The organism is Chlorogloea sp. CCALA 695 (assembly GCF_003003885.1).
GTDB lineage: Bacteria > Cyanobacteriota > Cyanobacteriia > Cyanobacteriales > Chroococcidiopsidaceae > Aliterella.
Map to the genome: position 1 here is coordinate 76,013 of NZ_PVWN01000011.1, position 15,704 is coordinate 91,716.

Annotated in this window: 17 protein-coding genes and 1 riboswitch; of the genes, 11 read left to right on the forward strand and 6 right to left on the reverse strand. The window is 42.8% G+C overall.

Going from position 1 to position 15,704, the window contains the following annotated elements; translation table 11 throughout:
* Nucleotides 1-20: 20 nt before the first annotated feature.
* A complete protein-coding gene (lpdA, locus tag C7B70_RS08470) occupies nt 21-1,451 on the reverse strand; it encodes a dihydrolipoyl dehydrogenase (protein ID WP_106368620.1) in 1,431 nt (476 codons plus the stop codon).
* Between the two features lie 141 nt (nt 1,452-1,592).
* Between lpdA and C7B70_RS08475 the strand changes: the two genes are divergently transcribed.
* Both C7B70_RS08475 and C7B70_RS26280 read left to right on the forward strand, forming a co-directional pair.
* Complete coding sequence (locus tag C7B70_RS08475) at nt 1,593-2,288, forward strand: Uma2 family endonuclease (protein WP_106368621.1); 696 nt, start codon at nt 1,593-1,595, stop codon at nt 2,286-2,288.
* Nucleotides 2,257-2,403: a hypothetical protein gene (locus C7B70_RS26280; protein ID WP_158260473.1), complete on the forward strand. Its 147-nt coding sequence runs from the start codon at nt 2,257-2,259 to the stop codon at nt 2,401-2,403. Before C7B70_RS08475 ends, C7B70_RS26280 begins: the two co-directional genes overlap by 32 nt.
* A gap of 2 nt (nt 2,404-2,405) precedes the next feature.
* On the opposite strand, the gene C7B70_RS08480 is transcribed toward C7B70_RS26280, so the two are convergent.
* Nucleotides 2,406-2,906, reverse strand: coding sequence for a pentapeptide repeat-containing protein (locus tag C7B70_RS08480; RefSeq protein WP_255409320.1), 501 nt, complete (start codon nt 2,904-2,906; stop codon nt 2,406-2,408).
* A gap of 190 nt (nt 2,907-3,096) precedes the next feature.
* On the opposite strand from C7B70_RS08480, the gene lipA reads away from it, so the two are divergent.
* The 4 genes from lipA to C7B70_RS08500 all read left to right on the forward strand — a co-directional run bounded on the left by lipA (nt 3,097) and on the right by C7B70_RS08500 (nt 8,193).
* On the forward strand, nt 3,097-3,969 hold the full coding sequence (gene lipA, locus C7B70_RS08485) for a lipoyl synthase (RefSeq protein ID WP_106368623.1): 873 nt from the start codon (nt 3,097-3,099) through the stop codon (nt 3,967-3,969).
* Nucleotides 3,966-4,892 carry an NAD(P)H-dependent glycerol-3-phosphate dehydrogenase gene (locus C7B70_RS08490; RefSeq protein WP_199192145.1) on the forward strand — a complete coding sequence of 309 codons (927 nt, stop codon included), beginning with the start codon at nt 3,966-3,968 and terminating at the stop codon, nt 4,890-4,892. Before lipA ends, C7B70_RS08490 begins: the two co-directional genes overlap by 4 nt.
* A 118-nt stretch (nt 4,893-5,010) precedes the next feature.
* Nucleotides 5,011-5,637 (forward strand): precorrin-8X methylmutase, encoded by a 627-nt coding sequence (locus C7B70_RS08495; protein WP_106368625.1) that lies wholly within the window; start codon nt 5,011-5,013, stop codon nt 5,635-5,637.
* 75 nt (nt 5,638-5,712) lie between these two features.
* Nucleotides 5,713-8,193 carry a phosphoketolase gene (locus C7B70_RS08500; protein WP_106368626.1) on the forward strand — a complete coding sequence of 827 codons (2,481 nt, stop codon included), beginning with the start codon at nt 5,713-5,715 and terminating at the stop codon, nt 8,191-8,193.
* Between the two features lie 103 nt (nt 8,194-8,296).
* Here the strand turns inward: C7B70_RS08500 and C7B70_RS28295 are convergent, their stop codons facing one another.
* Genes C7B70_RS28295 through dapB form a run of 3 tightly spaced genes read right to left on the reverse strand, consistent with a single transcriptional unit; the run spans nt 8,297 to nt 10,024 of the window.
* A complete protein-coding gene (locus C7B70_RS28295; protein WP_255409319.1) occupies nt 8,297-8,419 on the reverse strand; it encodes a hypothetical protein in 123 nt (40 codons plus the stop codon).
* Nucleotides 8,420-8,463: 44 nt separating this feature from the next.
* Nucleotides 8,464-9,174 (reverse strand): phosphate ABC transporter permease, encoded by a 711-nt coding sequence (locus tag C7B70_RS08505; RefSeq protein WP_106368627.1) that lies wholly within the window; start codon nt 9,172-9,174, stop codon nt 8,464-8,466.
* 22 nt (nt 9,175-9,196) lie between these two features.
* The gene (dapB, locus tag C7B70_RS08510; protein WP_106368628.1) at nt 9,197-10,024 is read right to left on the reverse strand and encodes a 4-hydroxy-tetrahydrodipicolinate reductase; all 828 of its coding nucleotides are present in this window, start codon (nt 10,022-10,024) and stop codon (nt 9,197-9,199) included.
* Between the two features lie 150 nt (nt 10,025-10,174).
* Between dapB and C7B70_RS08515 the strand changes: the two genes are divergently transcribed.
* A complete protein-coding gene (locus C7B70_RS08515; protein ID WP_369831838.1) occupies nt 10,175-11,038 on the forward strand; it encodes a hypothetical protein in 864 nt (287 codons plus the stop codon).
* Between the two features lie 121 nt (nt 11,039-11,159).
* Here the strand turns inward: C7B70_RS08515 and C7B70_RS08520 are convergent, their stop codons facing one another.
* Nucleotides 11,160-12,137: a sirohydrochlorin chelatase gene (locus C7B70_RS08520; RefSeq protein WP_106368630.1), complete on the reverse strand. Its 978-nt coding sequence runs from the start codon at nt 12,135-12,137 to the stop codon at nt 11,160-11,162.
* A 37-nt stretch (nt 12,138-12,174) separates the two neighbouring features.
* A riboswitch (cobalamin riboswitch) is annotated at nt 12,175-12,347 on the reverse strand.
* A 497-nt stretch (nt 12,348-12,844) separates the two neighbouring features.
* Here C7B70_RS08520 and C7B70_RS08525 point away from each other — a divergent pair.
* The 4 genes from C7B70_RS08525 to C7B70_RS08540 all read left to right on the forward strand — a co-directional run bounded on the left by C7B70_RS08525 (nt 12,845) and on the right by C7B70_RS08540 (nt 15,661).
* Nucleotides 12,845-13,540, forward strand: coding sequence for a WGxxGxxG-CTERM domain-containing protein (locus C7B70_RS08525; RefSeq protein WP_106368631.1), 696 nt, complete (start codon nt 12,845-12,847; stop codon nt 13,538-13,540).
* Nucleotides 13,541-14,123: 583 nt separating this feature from the next.
* Nucleotides 14,124-14,348 carry a ferredoxin family protein gene (locus tag C7B70_RS08530; protein ID WP_106368632.1) on the forward strand — a complete coding sequence of 75 codons (225 nt, stop codon included), beginning with the start codon at nt 14,124-14,126 and terminating at the stop codon, nt 14,346-14,348.
* An 81-nt stretch (nt 14,349-14,429) separates the two neighbouring features.
* Nucleotides 14,430-15,167, forward strand: coding sequence for an ABC transporter ATP-binding protein (locus C7B70_RS08535; protein WP_106368633.1), 738 nt, complete (start codon nt 14,430-14,432; stop codon nt 15,165-15,167).
* A gap of 2 nt (nt 15,168-15,169) precedes the next feature.
* On the forward strand, nt 15,170-15,661 hold the full coding sequence (locus C7B70_RS08540) for a Mov34/MPN/PAD-1 family protein (protein ID WP_106368634.1): 492 nt from the start codon (nt 15,170-15,172) through the stop codon (nt 15,659-15,661).
* Nucleotides 15,662-15,704 lie beyond the last annotated feature (43 nt).

Here is a 15,704-nt window from a genome sequence, read left to right on the forward strand (position 1 = left end):
CAATAAAAGAATAAATTTACTTAAGATGCGATCGCGCGTTTGTAAGCTTCGTCCAATACTTCCGATAAAGTAGGATGAGCGTGTACTAGGTGCGCTAAAGTGTGTACAGTTTGACGATTGGCGATCGCAGCAGATGCTTCATGGATTAAATCTGAGGCGTGTAAGCCAATGATATGTACCCCCAAAACTTCCCCAGTATCTTGGCGAAAAATTAGCTTTGCCATGCCGTCGGCTTCTCCTTCGGCGATCGCTTTAGAGTTACCTTTGTAATAACTTCTCACCGCACCCACTTCAAAACCTTCTTTGCTTCCCAATTCTTTGGCGGCGGTTTCAGTCATGCCTACATAACTAATTTCTGGGTGGGTAAAGGCGGCAGCAGGAACGCTATGATAATCAACTATCCGCTCTTTGCCACAAATATTATCTACAGCAACAATTCCTTGACCTGATGCTGCATGAGCCAGCATCATTTTACCGTTAGCATCGCCAATCGCCCACAAATGCGGTACAACTTCCCCCGCCGATAGCACCGCCATACCATCATTTACGGGAATAAAGCCCCGGCGATCTAATTCTACCCCGATTGTCTGTAAACCAAGGTTTTGCGTTGCAGGGATGCGCCCAGTAGCCACTAAACAAGCATCTACTTCAATCGTATCGATAACTTCTTTGGTTTTAAAATCCGCTAACTCTATTACTACTGGGGTTCCGGGAGTAACTTTTTTTGCCATTACACCAACCTGAGTTTCAATATCGCGGGGAGTAATTAAAATTCTTTCCGCTAGTTTAGCAATATCGCGGTCAAAACCAGGCATTAGCTGATCTAAAGCCTCAATCATAGTAACTTCGCAACCCAAAGCTGAATAAATATCGGAAAATTCTAAGCCGATATAACCGCTACCAATAATTGCTACCCAATCGGGTAAAGACTCTAATTTTACGCCTTGGTCGCTAGTAAAGACCGTTTTACCATCAACTTCAATTCCTGGCGGGACAAAAGGAATCGAACCGGGGGAAAGGATAATATCTTTAGCCGTAATTATCTTTTCCCCGTTGTCCGTAGTTATTGCTACTTTCTGCGAACCTGCTAACTGACCTCTACCGCGAATTATCTCTACACTCAGGCGTTTGAGGCTATTAGTTAAGTCTCCTTGAATTTTGGCTACAAGATTATTGGCATGATTTGCGATCGCGCTGCGGTCAAATTCTACCCCACTTACTTGAATACCCAAAGACTTAAGGTGGTGAGCGTTGCGTAATTCTCTAACTTTACCAGAAGCTGCAAGCAATGCTTTAGAAGGAATACAGCCTCTATTTACACAAGTACCGCCCATATCTGCTTCTTCAATAATTGCCGTTTTCAAGCCGCAACTAACAGCGTGTAAAGCCGCGCCATGTCCGCCTACTCCAGCGCCAATAATAACTAGATCGTAATCAAATTCCTGACTCACGTAAGCGCTTCTCCTAGTGCAAACCCTTTTCTATTTTCCTCTTTACCGCGCGATCTAAGCAAGTCCCGGCAATTTATCTATAGGAAAAGCGGCTCTACTGTTATGCTAGGTTTATAGCGATCGCTTTCAGTCATTGTAGCTATGGTGTCCCAAGTAACGACTCCTAAAAGTGCCGAAATCATCTATCCGGATAGCGATGGTAAGCCTATGGCAGACAATACCAAGCAATTTCACTGGATTGTGACTATTAAAGAAAACTTAGAACTAATATTTGCCAATCAACCAGAGGTTTTTGTCGCCGGGGATCTACTGTGGTATCCGGTGGAAGGAGAGCGAACCCTTTGTCAAGCGCCGGATGTTATGGTTGTTTTTGGGCGACCTAAAGGCGACCGAGGGTCTTACAAGCAATGGACAGAAGCAAATATCAATCCCCAAGTAGTATTTGAAATTCTCTCCCCTGGGAATCGCTTGAGTGAAATGGCGAAAAAGTTTCAATTCTATGACCGTTATAGAGTAGAAGAATACTACATTTACGATCCCGACGATATCGATTTAACAGGCTGGCTGCGAAAAGAAGACAAGCTAGAAGTGATTAATGAGATGAACGGTTGGGTAAGTCCCCGCTTAGACGTGCGCTTTGAACTCGCTTCTGATACTCTAGAAATCTTTAAAGCTGATGGGGAGAAATTTTTAAGTTTTGTAGAGATAGATAGTTTACGCAAACAAGAACGCCTTCGAGCAGACGAGGCAGTTACCCAACTGGAACTAGAGAAAAAGCGTAACGAAGCCTTGGCTGCAAAGTTACGTGAAATGGGAATCGATCCAAATCAAATCTAGCCTAGCTGGCTTGCAGGAGATTCCTAGCTTTCAAGTGGATAGCAACATAGATGTTATGTTACCCATTTGCGATCGCTTGAAATTATTTATGTATAGTTCCATTGCGATCGCCTGAAATTATTTATATATAGTTCCATCAGGCATAATTGCGCCTTGGAGTTTTGCACCGCGTAAAGATTCCGAACTGGATAACTTAGCGTTTCTTAAATTTGCATTGCGTAAGTCAGTGCGAGATAGATCGGAACCTCTTAAATCGGCTCCGTTTAAATTTGCACCTGCTAAGTTAACTGATTGTCTAAGCACTGCTCTGCTCAAGTCAGCGCCACTGAGATTAGCGTTACTGAGATTTAATTCATATAAGTCTTGAGTTGTTCTACCTATACCACTCAAATCAGATCCTTGTAGGTCAGCATAACTTAGGTTGACCCTAACAAAATAGCTAACGTTACTCAAATCTGTACCATTCAAGTTAGCTTTACTTAAGTTGACTACGGACAAAGATATGCCGTCTAGGTTTGCGTTAGTTAAATCAACTCCTCGCAAATCTGAGTTAAAGATGCGCGTGCGGCTTAGATTTGCACCAATCAAATTTGCTTGACTGAGATTAACTTCTTCAATCTTCTTTTAGATATAAAGCTTTAGGGCGTTGCTTTGTAATTGATCGTCAATTTGCTAGAAAGTTATTAGGCTCAATAAATTGCGATCGCAACTGCGGTAGTCATAACACTGTTTTCCTCTGCAATATTTGTTCTTGCTGCCTTTTGAGCGTTAAGATCGATGCTGATTAACACCTATATTAAAAACTATTGTGACTGTCAAACCAGAGTGGTTAAGGGTAAAAGCGCCTCAGTGGGAGCGCGTCGGTAGCGTTAAAGAAATTCTCCGGGATTTAAGCCTAAATACTGTATGTGAAGAAGCTTCTTGTCCAAACATTGGCGAATGCTTCAACGCAGGTACAGCAACATTTTTAATTATGGGGCCAGCTTGTACTAGAGCTTGTCCTTATTGCGATATCGATTTTGAGAAAAAGCCCAAACCCTTAGATGCAAGCGAACCTGATAGACTAGCGCAAGCAGTACAAAGACTAAAATTAAATCATGTAGTCATTACTTCGGTGAATCGAGATGATTTACCTGATGGTGGCGCAAGTCAATTTGTACGCTGTATTGAGGCAATTCGGGCAATATCACCCCAAACCACAATTGAAGTATTGATTCCTGACTTATGCGGAAATTGGCAAGCTTTAGAAACAATTTTGCTTGCTGCGCCAGAAGTATTAAATCACAATACTGAAACCGTACCCCGTTTATATCGTCGCACTCGTCCTCAAGGAGATTACGATCGCACTTTAGAATTAATTAGGCGATCGCGCACAATTGCACCAGGAGTTTATACTAAGTCTGGCTTAATGGTGGGTTTAGGCGAAACAGATGAGGAAATTCGGCAAGTAATGATTGATTTGCGATCAGTAGATTGCGATATTCTGACCCTAGGGCAATACTTGCAACCAAGTCAAAAACATTTGCAGGTTCAAAGCTTTGTCACCCCAGAACAATTTGATACTTGGCGGATTTTTGGCGAATCTATTGGTTTTTTGCAAGTCGTATCTTCTCCCCTAACTCGTAGCTCTTATCACGCCGAAAAAGTTAGAGAATTGATGCAACGTTACCCGCGTAAATAGCTGTGCGCGAAACAAAAATAACTATTTTGGGTGCAGGAGCATGGGGAACGATTTTAGCCAAACTAGCCGCCGCCAACGGTCACAACGTGGTTTCATGGTCGCGTAGCGGTGCAATGAGCTTAGAGGAGGCTATAGAGGGTGCTGAGATAGTTTTATCGGCGGTATCGATGAAAGGAGTAAGAAGCGTAGCTACAGCAATTCAATCTTTACCCATTTATCCCCAGGCGATTTTTGTTACCGCAACCAAAGGTTTAGAACCCTCTACAACTTTAACCCCGGCGCAAATTTGGCGCTCATCTTTTCCTACCCATCCTGTAGTTGTGTTGTGTGGGCCTAATTTATCTAAAGAAATTGAGCAAAACTTACCCGCCGCAACGGTAGTAGCGAGTAATGATATCGGCGCGGCGGAAATAGTCCAAGAAGCTTTTTCTTCCTTGCGCTTCCGTGTTTATACAAATTTTGACCCCTTGGGAGTGGAACTTGGAGGCATACTAAAAAATGTAATGGCGATCGCAGCCGGGGCTTGTGATGGGTTACAGTTGGGAACAAATGCTAAAGCGGCGCTTCTGACGCGCGGACTTACAGAAATTGTGCGAATTGGGAATAGTTGGGGAGCAAAAACCGAGACTTTTTACGGTTTATCAGGCTTAGGAGACTTACTCGCTACTTGCAATAGTCCTTTAAGTCGCAACTATCAAGTAGGCTACTCTTTAGCTCAAGGTAAAACCCTAGAAGCAACTTTAGCTAGTTTAGAAGGAACTGCCGAAGGAGTAAATACGGCAAAAGTTTTAATGCAACGCGCTAGGCAATACAGTATTTCTATTCCCATTACAACCCAAGTCCATCGGTTGCTGACAGGTAAAGTTACACCAAGACAAGCGCTGGAGGAATTAATGCTGCGCGACATTAAACCAGAAATATAGAAAAGGTACGATCGCTAATTTTCAAGTATCTATTCTAACTACAAGGTAGGATAAGGACGAAAGCCTAAAATTTACGCTTTTACTTTCAAGTATTCTCCTCACACCTTACCGAATTCAAATGGAATGGCAACTAAACGATGCCCAGAACTTGGCATTAATTGACCGAGAAATTGGCGATTATAAGTTTTCACCCGCACAGTACGAAATAGTTAGACAGGTAATTTATGCGACTGGAGACTTTGAATACAAATCTTTAATTAGGTTTAGCGATCGCGCTTTACCTGCCGGGGCTGCCGCTTTAGCTGCTCGTAGTACCATTATTGTTGATGTCCCTATGGTACAAGTAGGCATCACAGTTCCTATTCAAAAAACTTTCGCAAATCCTATTTATTGCAGTGCAGACAGTAATAATTGGAGTCACAAAGACAAATCAAATAGCGCCGCTTGGGAAATTGAAACTTTAGCTAGAAAGTATCCTGAAGCAATTTTTGTTATTAGTCAAGGACAAGCAGTATTGACGGCGTTATTGGAATTAATTGAGGCAGAGGAAATTAGACCAGCTTTAGTAATTGGTACTCCCGCAGGATTTATTGACGTAGATGTAGCCAAACAACGTTTAAATGATTCCAACGTGCCTCATATTCGGATCGATGGACGCAAAGGTAATGCCGTAGTAGCGACAGCAATTATTAATGGGTTAGTAGAACTAGCTTGGCAGGCTTACGGGCATGATAATCAGGGTTAATTAAACAAGCAATTTTTTGTCAGAGTAACTACTATAAACCTAGCAGAGCAAATCTACAGTACAAAAGCGCTCAATATGGTAGTTACAAATCTTCCTCAAACACTGCACCTAAGTACCGAAGAACTGCATCAAATCAACGCTTACTGGCGCGCCGCAAATTACTTGTCTGTCGGGCAAATATATTTGCTAGACAACCCCCTACTGCGCGAACCCCTCAAGATCGAACATATCAAACCAAGGCTTTTAGGTCACTGGGGAACAACCCCAGGTCTAAATTTTATTTACGTCCACTTGAACCGCCTAATTAAAGCTCAAGACCTGAACGCTATCTACATCGCCGGCCCCGGTCATGGTGGCCCTGGAATAGTTGCCAATACTTATCTAGAAGGCACTTACAGCGAGGTATACCCTCATATTTCCTCAGATTATGAGGGGATGCGAAAACTATTTAAGCAATTTTCCTTTCCTGGAGGCATCCCTAGCCACGTTGCACCAGAAACCCCCGGTTCAATTCACGAAGGGGGCGAACTTGGCTATGCTCTTTCTCACGCCTACGGTGCAGCCTTTGACAATCCCGATTTGATTGTTGCTTGTGTGATCGGCGATGGGGAAGCAGAAACCGGGCCATTAGCTACTAGCTGGCATAGCAACAAGTTTCTTAATCCCGTGACTGATGGCGCAGTTTTACCAATTTTGCATCTAAATGGTTACAAAATTGCTAACCCTACCGTGTTGGCGCGGATAAGTCATGAGGAACTAGAAAGTTTACTTATTGGTTACGGCTATAAACCCTACTTTGTAGAAGGCTCTGAGCCAGAAGCCATGCACCAGTCGATGGCTGCGACTTTAGATAAAGTCATCGCCGACATTAAGGTAATTTGGGACGATGCGCGGAATAAGGGTATTACTGTACGCCCCCAGTACCCGATGATTGTACTGAAGTCGCCAAAAGGCTGGACGGGGCCTAAAGAAGTTGATGGGAAAAAAACTGAAGATTACTGGCGATCGCATCAAGTACCATTTGCAGAAATGGCAACTAAGCCCGAACACTTACAGTTGCTAGATGCGTGGATGAAAAGTTATAAGCCAGAAGAACTGTTCGACGCAAATGGGACATTGATGCCCGAACTTGCGGCTTTAGCACCCCAAGGAAGCCGCCGCATGGGGGCTAATCCCCACGCCAACGGTGGTTTGTTGCTTAAAGGTTTAAAGCTACCAAACTTTGCTGACTACGCTGTAGATATTGCTGAACCGGGGACAATAATGGGTGAAGCTACCCGCGTGATGGGGGAATTTTTGCGCGATGTCATGAAGCAAAATCTCGAAAGCCGCAATTTTAGAGTTATGGGCCCCGATGAAACCGCTTCTAACCGCCTTAATGCTTTATTTGAAACAAGCGATCGCACTTGGACAGCCCAGATTCTCCCCGAAGACGATCACCTTGCTCCGGACGGGCGAATTATGGAGATATTGAGCGAACACACTTGTCAAGGCTGGTTAGAAGGCTATTTACTTACTGGACGACATGGGTTTTTCTCTTGTTATGAAGCTTTTATCCATATTGTGGATTCTATGCTCAACCAACACGCCAAATGGCTCTCAACTACCCGTCATATACCTTGGCGTAGACCGATTGCTTCTCTCAACTATTTGCTAACTTCTCACGTTTGGCGACAAGATCATAATGGGTTTTCTCATCAAGATCCAGGCTTTATCGATCATGTGATGAACAAAAAGCCAGAAGTAATTCGGGTTTATTTACCCCCCGATGCCAATACGCTGCTATCTGTAACCGATCATTGTTTGCGTAGTCGTAACTATGTCAATGTAATTGTTGCCGGAAAGCAACCCGCCTTACAGTATTTGGATATGGATGCGGCAATTAAACACTGCACTACAGGGCTAGGAATTTGGGGTTGGGCGAGTAACGACCAAGGAGTAGAACCCGATGTAGTGATGGCTTGTGCGGGGGATGTGCCAACTTTAGAAACTCTGGCGGCGGTGGATTTGCTGTACAAAAACTTCCCCGATCTCAAAGTGCGGGTTGTAAATGTAGTTGATTTGATGAAACTTCTACCAGAAAGCGAACATCCGCACGGTTTGAGCGATAAAGACTTTGATTCTATCTTTACGCCAGACAAGCCGATTATCTTTGCTTTTCATGGCTACCCTTGGCTAATTCATCGCCTGACCTATCGGCGCACAAACCACCACAATATCCATGTCCGGGGCTACAAAGAAGAAGGAACAACTACTACGCCCTTTGATATGGTGGTTCTAAATGAGTTGGATCGTTTTAGTTTGGTCGATGATGCGATTGATCGCGTACCCAAACTCAAATATACCGCCGCCTACGTCAAACAGATGTTACACGACAAACTAATCGAACACAAACATTATATTACCGAGCATGGCGAAGATATGCCAGAGATTCTTAATTGGCAGTGGGGTTACTATAGCAATCCCGAAAAAACAACTCCGCCAAAAACTGACGAATCCAGCACTTCTACTCCTTCTCAAGAAGGTGGCGAAGGTGTAGCAAAGTCTGGTTCTTAGTTTGACCTTATCCCCTTTTCCTACACGGGAAGGGGAGCAACTTTATTAGAGAAGGTCTAATAAAACCTACGCAGTTCAGCCTAAAAACAGAAGACTAGCGGATTTATTGAGAGACATTTTGCAGGGGGTTTGGGGGAGGCAACTCGTCCCCCGATGGGGAGGCAAAAAGCGGTGTAGCTCTGCTTCCCGCTTTGTTGCCGTTGGGTTTGGGGGGCAGACCCCCCATATCTTGGTTTTTCCTAAAGAAAGTAAGGTATCAACTGTGTGAGTCTAGTCTATATAACGCCGCTTAGAAGCCGATCGCGGTTTCTTTTTAGACGGGCGGACTTCACTATTTTCTTCACCCCCAAGCCGTCGGCTAACATCTATAAACATATCTCTTTGCAAAAATGGATAATCGCTTACCCACAGCTTTCGACTGGGAATATATAAATCTGTAACTTCATCAATATCGCTCAAGTCTGAGCTATTTGACAGCAAGATCATTTCTGCTATTTGACCTTTGGCGATCGCCTTATGTTCTTTACGCAAGGGCGCTTGTACCGTAGTTATAAACCCTGTTTCGTCGCTAATTTCTAAGTTTAGTCGGCGTTCGCGGTTTTCAATTAATACAAGTTCCCCAATTTTGTTAACGTTTTCCTCGGTACTAATTAATTCCTCCGTTAGGAATATATCGTAAACCCGACCGCGAAAAAAGCCAGCGTAGGGATAGCGGCGACACTTTTGATTGCGTAAACCCGCCCAGTATACAGGCCCCCAAAACCAATAAAGTCCGCCAATTAGTCCCACACCAAATAAGATCGGACTAAAACCCCTACCTAATAAAAATCTCAGTAATAAAACTACCAATACAGCCACTACAGAAATTAATAGCCGCTTTAAAAAATCTGCGGATTTACCCCAGTAGTATTTATATTGCTCGGCACTGGCAATTCGCGGTATAACTTGTTCAAATTTCTGGCGCGTGAGAGGAACTAACATGAGGCGAGGTTTTGAAAACGGCTTATAATATCTTTTCTAGCCCATAAATCAAGGATTTTAACAACAGGACTTTGCGAATAGCGAGTAATACCCCTGGCATATAACAAGCGCGATCGCTCGTATCGTGGCGTAGAGTATAAACTTGACCTGCGGCCCCAAAAATTACTTCTTGGTGGGCAATTAATCCCGGTAAGCGGATACTGTGAATCCTAATGCCTTCATTGGCAATGCTACCTCTAGCGCCGGGTAACTTTTCAGTTTCTTCTACTACTGCGGGGTTAAACGGTTTGCCCATTTCTGCCAATATTTCGGCAGTTTGAATCGCTGTACCGCTTGGTGCATCAGCTTTTTGATTGTGGTGTAATTCGATAATTTCGACATGATCGAAGTATTGAGAAGCACTGACGGCAGCTTGCTGGAGTAAAACCATCCCAATCGAGAAATTAGGAATAATTAAGCAACCCGTACTAGCTTTATCAGCAAAATCTGCAAGTTCGCCGATTTGTTCGGCACTTAAACCCGTTGTTCCGACTACCGGACGCACCCCGTAAGCGATCGCCGAACGAATATTATTATAAATAGAGCTTGGGTGCGTAAAATCGACCATAACGGCAGGCTGTTTCTCTTGGGCTGCAAAGGCAAGCATCGGCTCAAACTGGTTGGTAATAGGGATTTCCAACGGTTCGCTTAAACCCGCTAATTCTCCCGCATCCTGATCTTGGTATTGGGGATTGTGGTCGACAGCGCCCACTAAGGTCATATCTTCCGATTGGGCGATCGCGCGGATTACTTCTCGTCCCATTTTACCAGCCGCACCATTGACTAGGACAGGAATAGGAGCTTGATTCATGTTCTAAATTCTCTTAAAAGTTTGATGCTCGTTTCAACTTTAACAGATAGCGGACTTTGCGCTAATTTTGGGACGGACTTCGCCCGTGTCAATTAAGATCAGATATTGTTACGCTCGAAACAGAATGAGAGTTAAAACCCAGTGATGACAATTTTGCGTAAGTTTACAATATTGTTTTTGTGCTTAACGTTGAGTGTGACAACTATTGGCTGTGGCGGCAATAACCAAGCTGTTCGCCAAAATCGCAGCACACCCCAACAATCGACAGCACCGACAAAAATTGCTGATGGCAAGTACCCTGTACAGCAAGCCAGTTACAGCGATGCGAATGGAGAATACGAGCTATTTTTGCTCAATACTTCCCCCGGTCAACCGCCGAGTTTTCGCACGACCAATTTACAAATGGCAAGATTAACCGATGAAGAAATCAAAAGCGGTGAAAAAAGCTATCTAAATGTCACAAGCGGACAACCAGCTTTGCACCTTACCGAAGACTTCAAAATTGAGTACAACCATGCGGTAACTGAAAATCAAGTTAACCCCCAAACCGGACAACAAGAAACCGTTGTCGTGCGCCGCGAAAATAGCTTCTGGTCGCCCTTTGCTGGCGCTTTAGCAGGTCAAGCGATCGGTAGCTTGTTATTTAGACCCCAATACTATGTACCACCTATTTATCAGCCTGGAGGCGGTGGGTTAAGAGGTTTTGGCGGTTATGGCAATTCTTATGATCGCGCGGTCACAAGTTATCGCACTCGTTACAATGCGCCACCTTTGGAAGTTAGAAATCGGACTAATTTCCGCACAACTGGAGGGATTAGAACCCCCTCATCTTCAACAGTACGCCGTTCCCCTTCAAATAATAGCAGCCGTTCTAGTGGCTCTGGTTTTGGCTCTAGCACTTTACGCCCTTCAGGCAATTCTAATTCCAGCCGTGTTAGACGACCTTCTTCAGGTAGTTTTGGTAGTGGGAGTCGTTCTAGCGGTTCAAGGAGTCGTTCTAGAAGTCGGCGTTAACTAATTTAATCCAAAGGAATGGATTGTTCGGCGTTGCTAAATTCATACATGAAGATGAATACGCGATCGCAAATCCCCTTGTAGAGACGTTGCAATGCAACGTCTCTATATTTTTTGCTATTTACGGTGTTTGCCAGATTCTCTGATGATACTGAGCTATATCTGCATAGGGATCTGGTGCTGGGTGGCTGTGGTCGTGATGGTGATGATGTCCATGATCGTGAGTGCTATTTGCTCCCGCAGCTAAACGGAATTTGCACATTTCGCAGTTCATCTGTACTTGACCAAGTTGAGTTTCAATTTCCCGCTCGCGCAGTACAGAAAATAATTGCGGATGTAATCCCATTTCTGGCAAACAATCAATTGTTATTTCTGGGTGTTGCTGTTGTTCTACAGAAGTAATATCAAAAATCTTTTTGACTAATACCCCCGTAAATAAAAAGTAGGGTAAAACAACTATCCGTTTGGGGTTGTAAAGTCGAGCGCGACGGAATCCTTCTTCTAGGCGGGGATGGGTGATGCCGATAAAACAAATTTCCACAGTGGCATAACCGCTACCTTCCCACAGAATCCGAGCTAGTTTGTACAAGTCGCCGTTGGCATCAGGATCGCTTGCACCACGACCGACAAATAACAATACTGTATCAGCGCGATCGCCTTTATAAATAGCATCAAGTTCCGCTAAACGCGATTTCCACAACTCCACAATCCCCGGATTTATCCCAAAATGCCGTCCGTAGTGAAACTTTAGCTGGGGATGTCGAATTCTAGCTTTATCTAATTCGTTAGTAACATCAAATTTGTTATGCCTAGCAGCAAATAACAAAATAGGCAGCACGGATAATTCGGTATAACCTTGTTCTATACAAAAATCTACTCCTTGTTGAATTGTTGGTTCGGTTAGTTCCAAAAAACAAGGTAGTACGGGCCTAGAGGTATCTAGGGCTTGATAAGCCGCCGTAAAGTCTAAAAAACTCTGCCGTCCTGAGTCGTCTTTAGTACCATGACCAATCGTTAGTAAAGGGCGCGATAGCGGTAAAGGTGTTAATTCAAGAGCCGAAGTTGAGTATTCTGTGTTTGGTGTATTTACAACAGTCATTAAAAGTAGGTATCCTTTCCTGTGCGACGCAGGAAATAAATTAAGCTAGTGACAATTTAGGCATCCTGGCTAACGCTGACTGGATTTGAGACAACCTAAATTAAATTGTGCTTCCAGAATCGTTTACAGTTGCGGCACAGCCCCGGACTTGCACCGGAGTTTCCCTAGTTGTCACTGTTTTTGCTTTAGTGCTTAGTTATCTTAACCGATCTTTCTTGGTTCTAAATCCGGGGGGAGGGGTTAATCAGCAGGTTTTGAGCGGTCTATCTCTTTTTTACTAAAGTCTAGATATCTTACCTAGGTTCCTTCCTTGGCAAAGTTCGTTTAAAAACTGCACTAGGCGCGACTTGTATTGGTAGTTATCAATAAAAATTTGTATTTTTAAATCAAAAACCGTCCTAAACACAGCTAATAAATATATTTGTTTTCCTTATGACTGAAATAAGTTTCAAAAAACCAGTCTCTAGGAGGAATATTATGTTAAGAAAACTAGCGATTATGTACTTAATAGTAAGTGTATCCTCTAAAAAACTTATCTAGCTAGACTTTATAAATAAAGTAGGTTTTTAGAGGAAATCGAAATAGCTACTAAAACCTCCGGCTTTTTTATCAGCTTTAGTTGAGTAAGTTAATTTATTCGGTACACTAAAGAACACTATTTTTTGCTAATAATCGGTGAAAAAGATTAAGAAAAAGGAACATACAATATGAAGATTTCTAGTTTATCTAAAACTGTTTGGGCAAGTGCTTTTATTTTTAGTTTAGCTACTTTGCCAGTAGTCCCAGTTTCTGCTCAAGATAGCACAGGTACAGGTACTACATCTGGTGGTACAGGAAGCGGAACAACGGGTACTGGTACAGGAAGCGGAACAACGACAACCCCCGGTACCGGGAGTAGCAGTACAGGAAGCGGAACGACAACTCCCAGTACCGGGAGTAGCAGTACAGGAAGCGGAACAACAGGTATAGGGACAGACACAACAACTCCCAGTACAGGAAGCGGAACAACAGGTATAGGGACAGACACAACAACTCCCAGTACCGGGAGTACCACTACAGGAACCGGAACAACAGGAACAACAGGAACAACAGGAACAACAGGAACAACAGGAACAACAGTCACTCCTAGCGTCGGTAGCACGACGACGGATACAACCACAACAACGACAACAACCCCTAATACCGGTAGTACGACCACGGACACCAGCTTACCCAGCCCCACAACAGGTACAGGGACAGAAACCACCACTTATCAACAAACAAGCCCAGCTAGTAGCGAACGTACTTTTGATTGGGGATGGCTAGGATTATTAGGTTTAATTGGTTTGGCGGGTAGGCTTGCTAAACGTCAAGGACCTACCGTTTACAGCGATCCTTACCAGACAACTAGCTCTAAACATTAAAATTAAAAAAAGGAACTGCGATCGCATCGCGGTTCCTTTAACAAAATACTGACATTGATTTTATCTGCTGATTTAGGCTTTTAACAATACTTCCTCTCAGGCTTCGGTAATAATTAACATTGTTAATAATGGTAGTAAGTTAAGTTTCATTAGTTATTACTTACTACTTAATACAGAGATTTCACGCGATCGCCTACATTATCTCAACCTATCTAACACGATGTTCTAAAAGTTACGACCCATAGCTTTTAGAACATTCTTTTAGGTAAATAGTGCTATGCTTTCTTGGGTAAAATTCCTTTAGTTACCTGAATTTGTTTAGAGTTATTAGTAATAATTTTTTCACATTTTTGCTGCTGATAAGGCTAAATATATAATCTTTTGTTGGTCACTTTTATACTCGTGCTTTTATAAGTTAATCGGCTTAGGTTTTAAAATATAAATTAAAATTGAGGTTTGCAAGATAGAAAACGAAACTAAAAGCTACCTAAGCCTATAGAATAAATTTTGATAGAAATTTAAAGAGTTAATTTGCTACTATTAAAAAATAGTACCGTCAAGAAAAAGTTAAGGAGAAAACACTATGCCACATACAATTGTTACTAATATCTGTGAAGGCGTTGCTGATTGCGTAGATGCTTGTCCTGTAGCTTGTATTCATGAAGGGCCAAGCAAAAATGTTAAAGGCACAGGTTGGTACTGGATTGATTTTGCGACTTGTATAGATTGTGGCATTTGCATTCAAGTTTGTCCGGTAGTAGATGCGATCGTTCCTGAAGAAAAACCGGAATTGCAACAAACACCGTAAGATTAATAGTCTTAGCTTTTAGTTAAGTTGAACTGGAAGCTGAGAATTATCAGATTGTAACTAATTTCTCCCCGAAGCTAAATGTTAGATCAGCAAAATGCCCCTTTATTAGAAGTTGAAAATGTCTGGGCTGGTTATATTAAAGACTTGGATATTTTACAAGGTATAAATTTCCACATTTTGCCCGGAGAATTAGTTGCAGTAATTGGGCCAAATGGCGCAGGAAAATCAACTTTAGCTAAAACAATTTTTGGCTTATTGACTCCCCATAAAGGCAACATTACCTTTAAAGGAGAAAAGATTGCTGGACTAAAATCAAATCAAATTGTCAAAAGAGGAATGTGCTATGTTCCGCAAATTGCTAATGTGTTTCCCTCCTTAAGTGTAGAAGAAAACCTAGAAATGGGTGCTTTTATTCGCAATATCTCTTTAGTTAGTCTAAAGAATAAAATTTACGATACATTTCCCGGTTTAGCTAATCGGCGACAACAAAAAGCCGGAACTTTATCCGGGGGAGAAAGGCAAATGTTGGCAATGGGTAAAGCCTTGATGTTAGAACCAGATTTATTATTGCTAGACGAACCCAGCGCCGCCTTATCTCCGGTATTGGTAGGCAGTGTATTTGAGCAAATCAAACAAATAAATCAAAGTGGTACGGCAATTGTTTTAGTCGAACAAAATGCCCGTAAAGCCTTGTCAATGGCGCATCGAGGATATGTATTAGATACGGGTTGCGATCGCATTACAGGGAATGGACAAGATTTACTTAACGATCCCAAAGTTGGAGAATTGTATTTAGGGGCGGGAATGGCTCATTAAGTATGGTTTTAAAGCTTTCTAACCATCATCTAAAAGCCATTTGTCAGCATGGCGAAAGCACATACCCTAACGAGTGCTGCGGTTTATTGTTGGGTAAAGTAGTCAATGACTGTAAAACTGTAGTAGAAGTTAGAGCAACGGAAAACGTTTGGAATGCGGAAGCGGCGCAATTATTTAGCGGGGTGGAAGGGAATAGAGAAACAAATCAACTTAGCAATTACACGATTTCTCCCCAAACCATGCTAGAAGTGCAAAAAGAAGTACGCGATCGCACCTTGCAGATTATCGGGATTTATCACTCACACCCCAATCATCCCGCCATTGCCTCAGAGTGCGATCGCCTATATGCGTGGGAACAATACTCCTATATTATTGTGTCGGTAATGGCAGGGAAAGCCCAAAAATTACTCTGCTGGGAATTAGATAGCGAGTTCAACTTTCAAGCAGAGGAAATTATTATTGTTAATAACTTAGAGAAATCTAAAACAAAGTAGGTTGTTTTTGGATAGGATCTTATTTCGTTCCCTAATTAGTTGC

Bases quoted from the DNA above. Each gene is read 5' to 3' on its own strand.
- C7B70_RS08475 (WP_106368621.1), top strand. From the start codon at position 1,593: ATGGTGTCCCAAGTAACGACTCCTAAAAGTGCCGAAATCATCTATCCG.
- C7B70_RS08495 (WP_106368625.1), top strand. From the start codon at position 5,011: ATGGAATGGCAACTAAACGATGCCCAGAACTTGGCATTAATTGACCGA.
- C7B70_RS08500 (WP_106368626.1), top strand. From the start codon at position 5,713: ATGGTAGTTACAAATCTTCCTCAAACACTGCACCTAAGTACCGAAGAA.
- C7B70_RS28295 (WP_255409319.1), bottom strand. From the start codon at position 8,419: ATGGGGGGTCTGCCCCCCAAACCCAACGGCAACAAAGCGGGAAGCAGA.
- C7B70_RS08505 (WP_106368627.1), bottom strand. From the start codon at position 9,174: ATGTTAGTTCCTCTCACGCGCCAGAAATTTGAACAAGTTATACCGCGA.
- dapB (WP_106368628.1), bottom strand. From the start codon at position 10,024: ATGAATCAAGCTCCTATTCCTGTCCTAGTCAATGGTGCGGCTGGTAAA.
- C7B70_RS08520 (WP_106368630.1), bottom strand. From the start codon at position 12,137: ATGACTGTTGTAAATACACCAAACACAGAATACTCAACTTCGGCTCTT.
- C7B70_RS08525 (WP_106368631.1), top strand. From the start codon at position 12,845: ATGAAGATTTCTAGTTTATCTAAAACTGTTTGGGCAAGTGCTTTTATT.
- C7B70_RS08530 (WP_106368632.1), top strand. From the start codon at position 14,124: ATGCCACATACAATTGTTACTAATATCTGTGAAGGCGTTGCTGATTGC.
- C7B70_RS08535 (WP_106368633.1), top strand. From the start codon at position 14,430: ATGTTAGATCAGCAAAATGCCCCTTTATTAGAAGTTGAAAATGTCTGG.
- C7B70_RS08540 (WP_106368634.1), top strand. From the start codon at position 15,170: ATGGTTTTAAAGCTTTCTAACCATCATCTAAAAGCCATTTGTCAGCAT.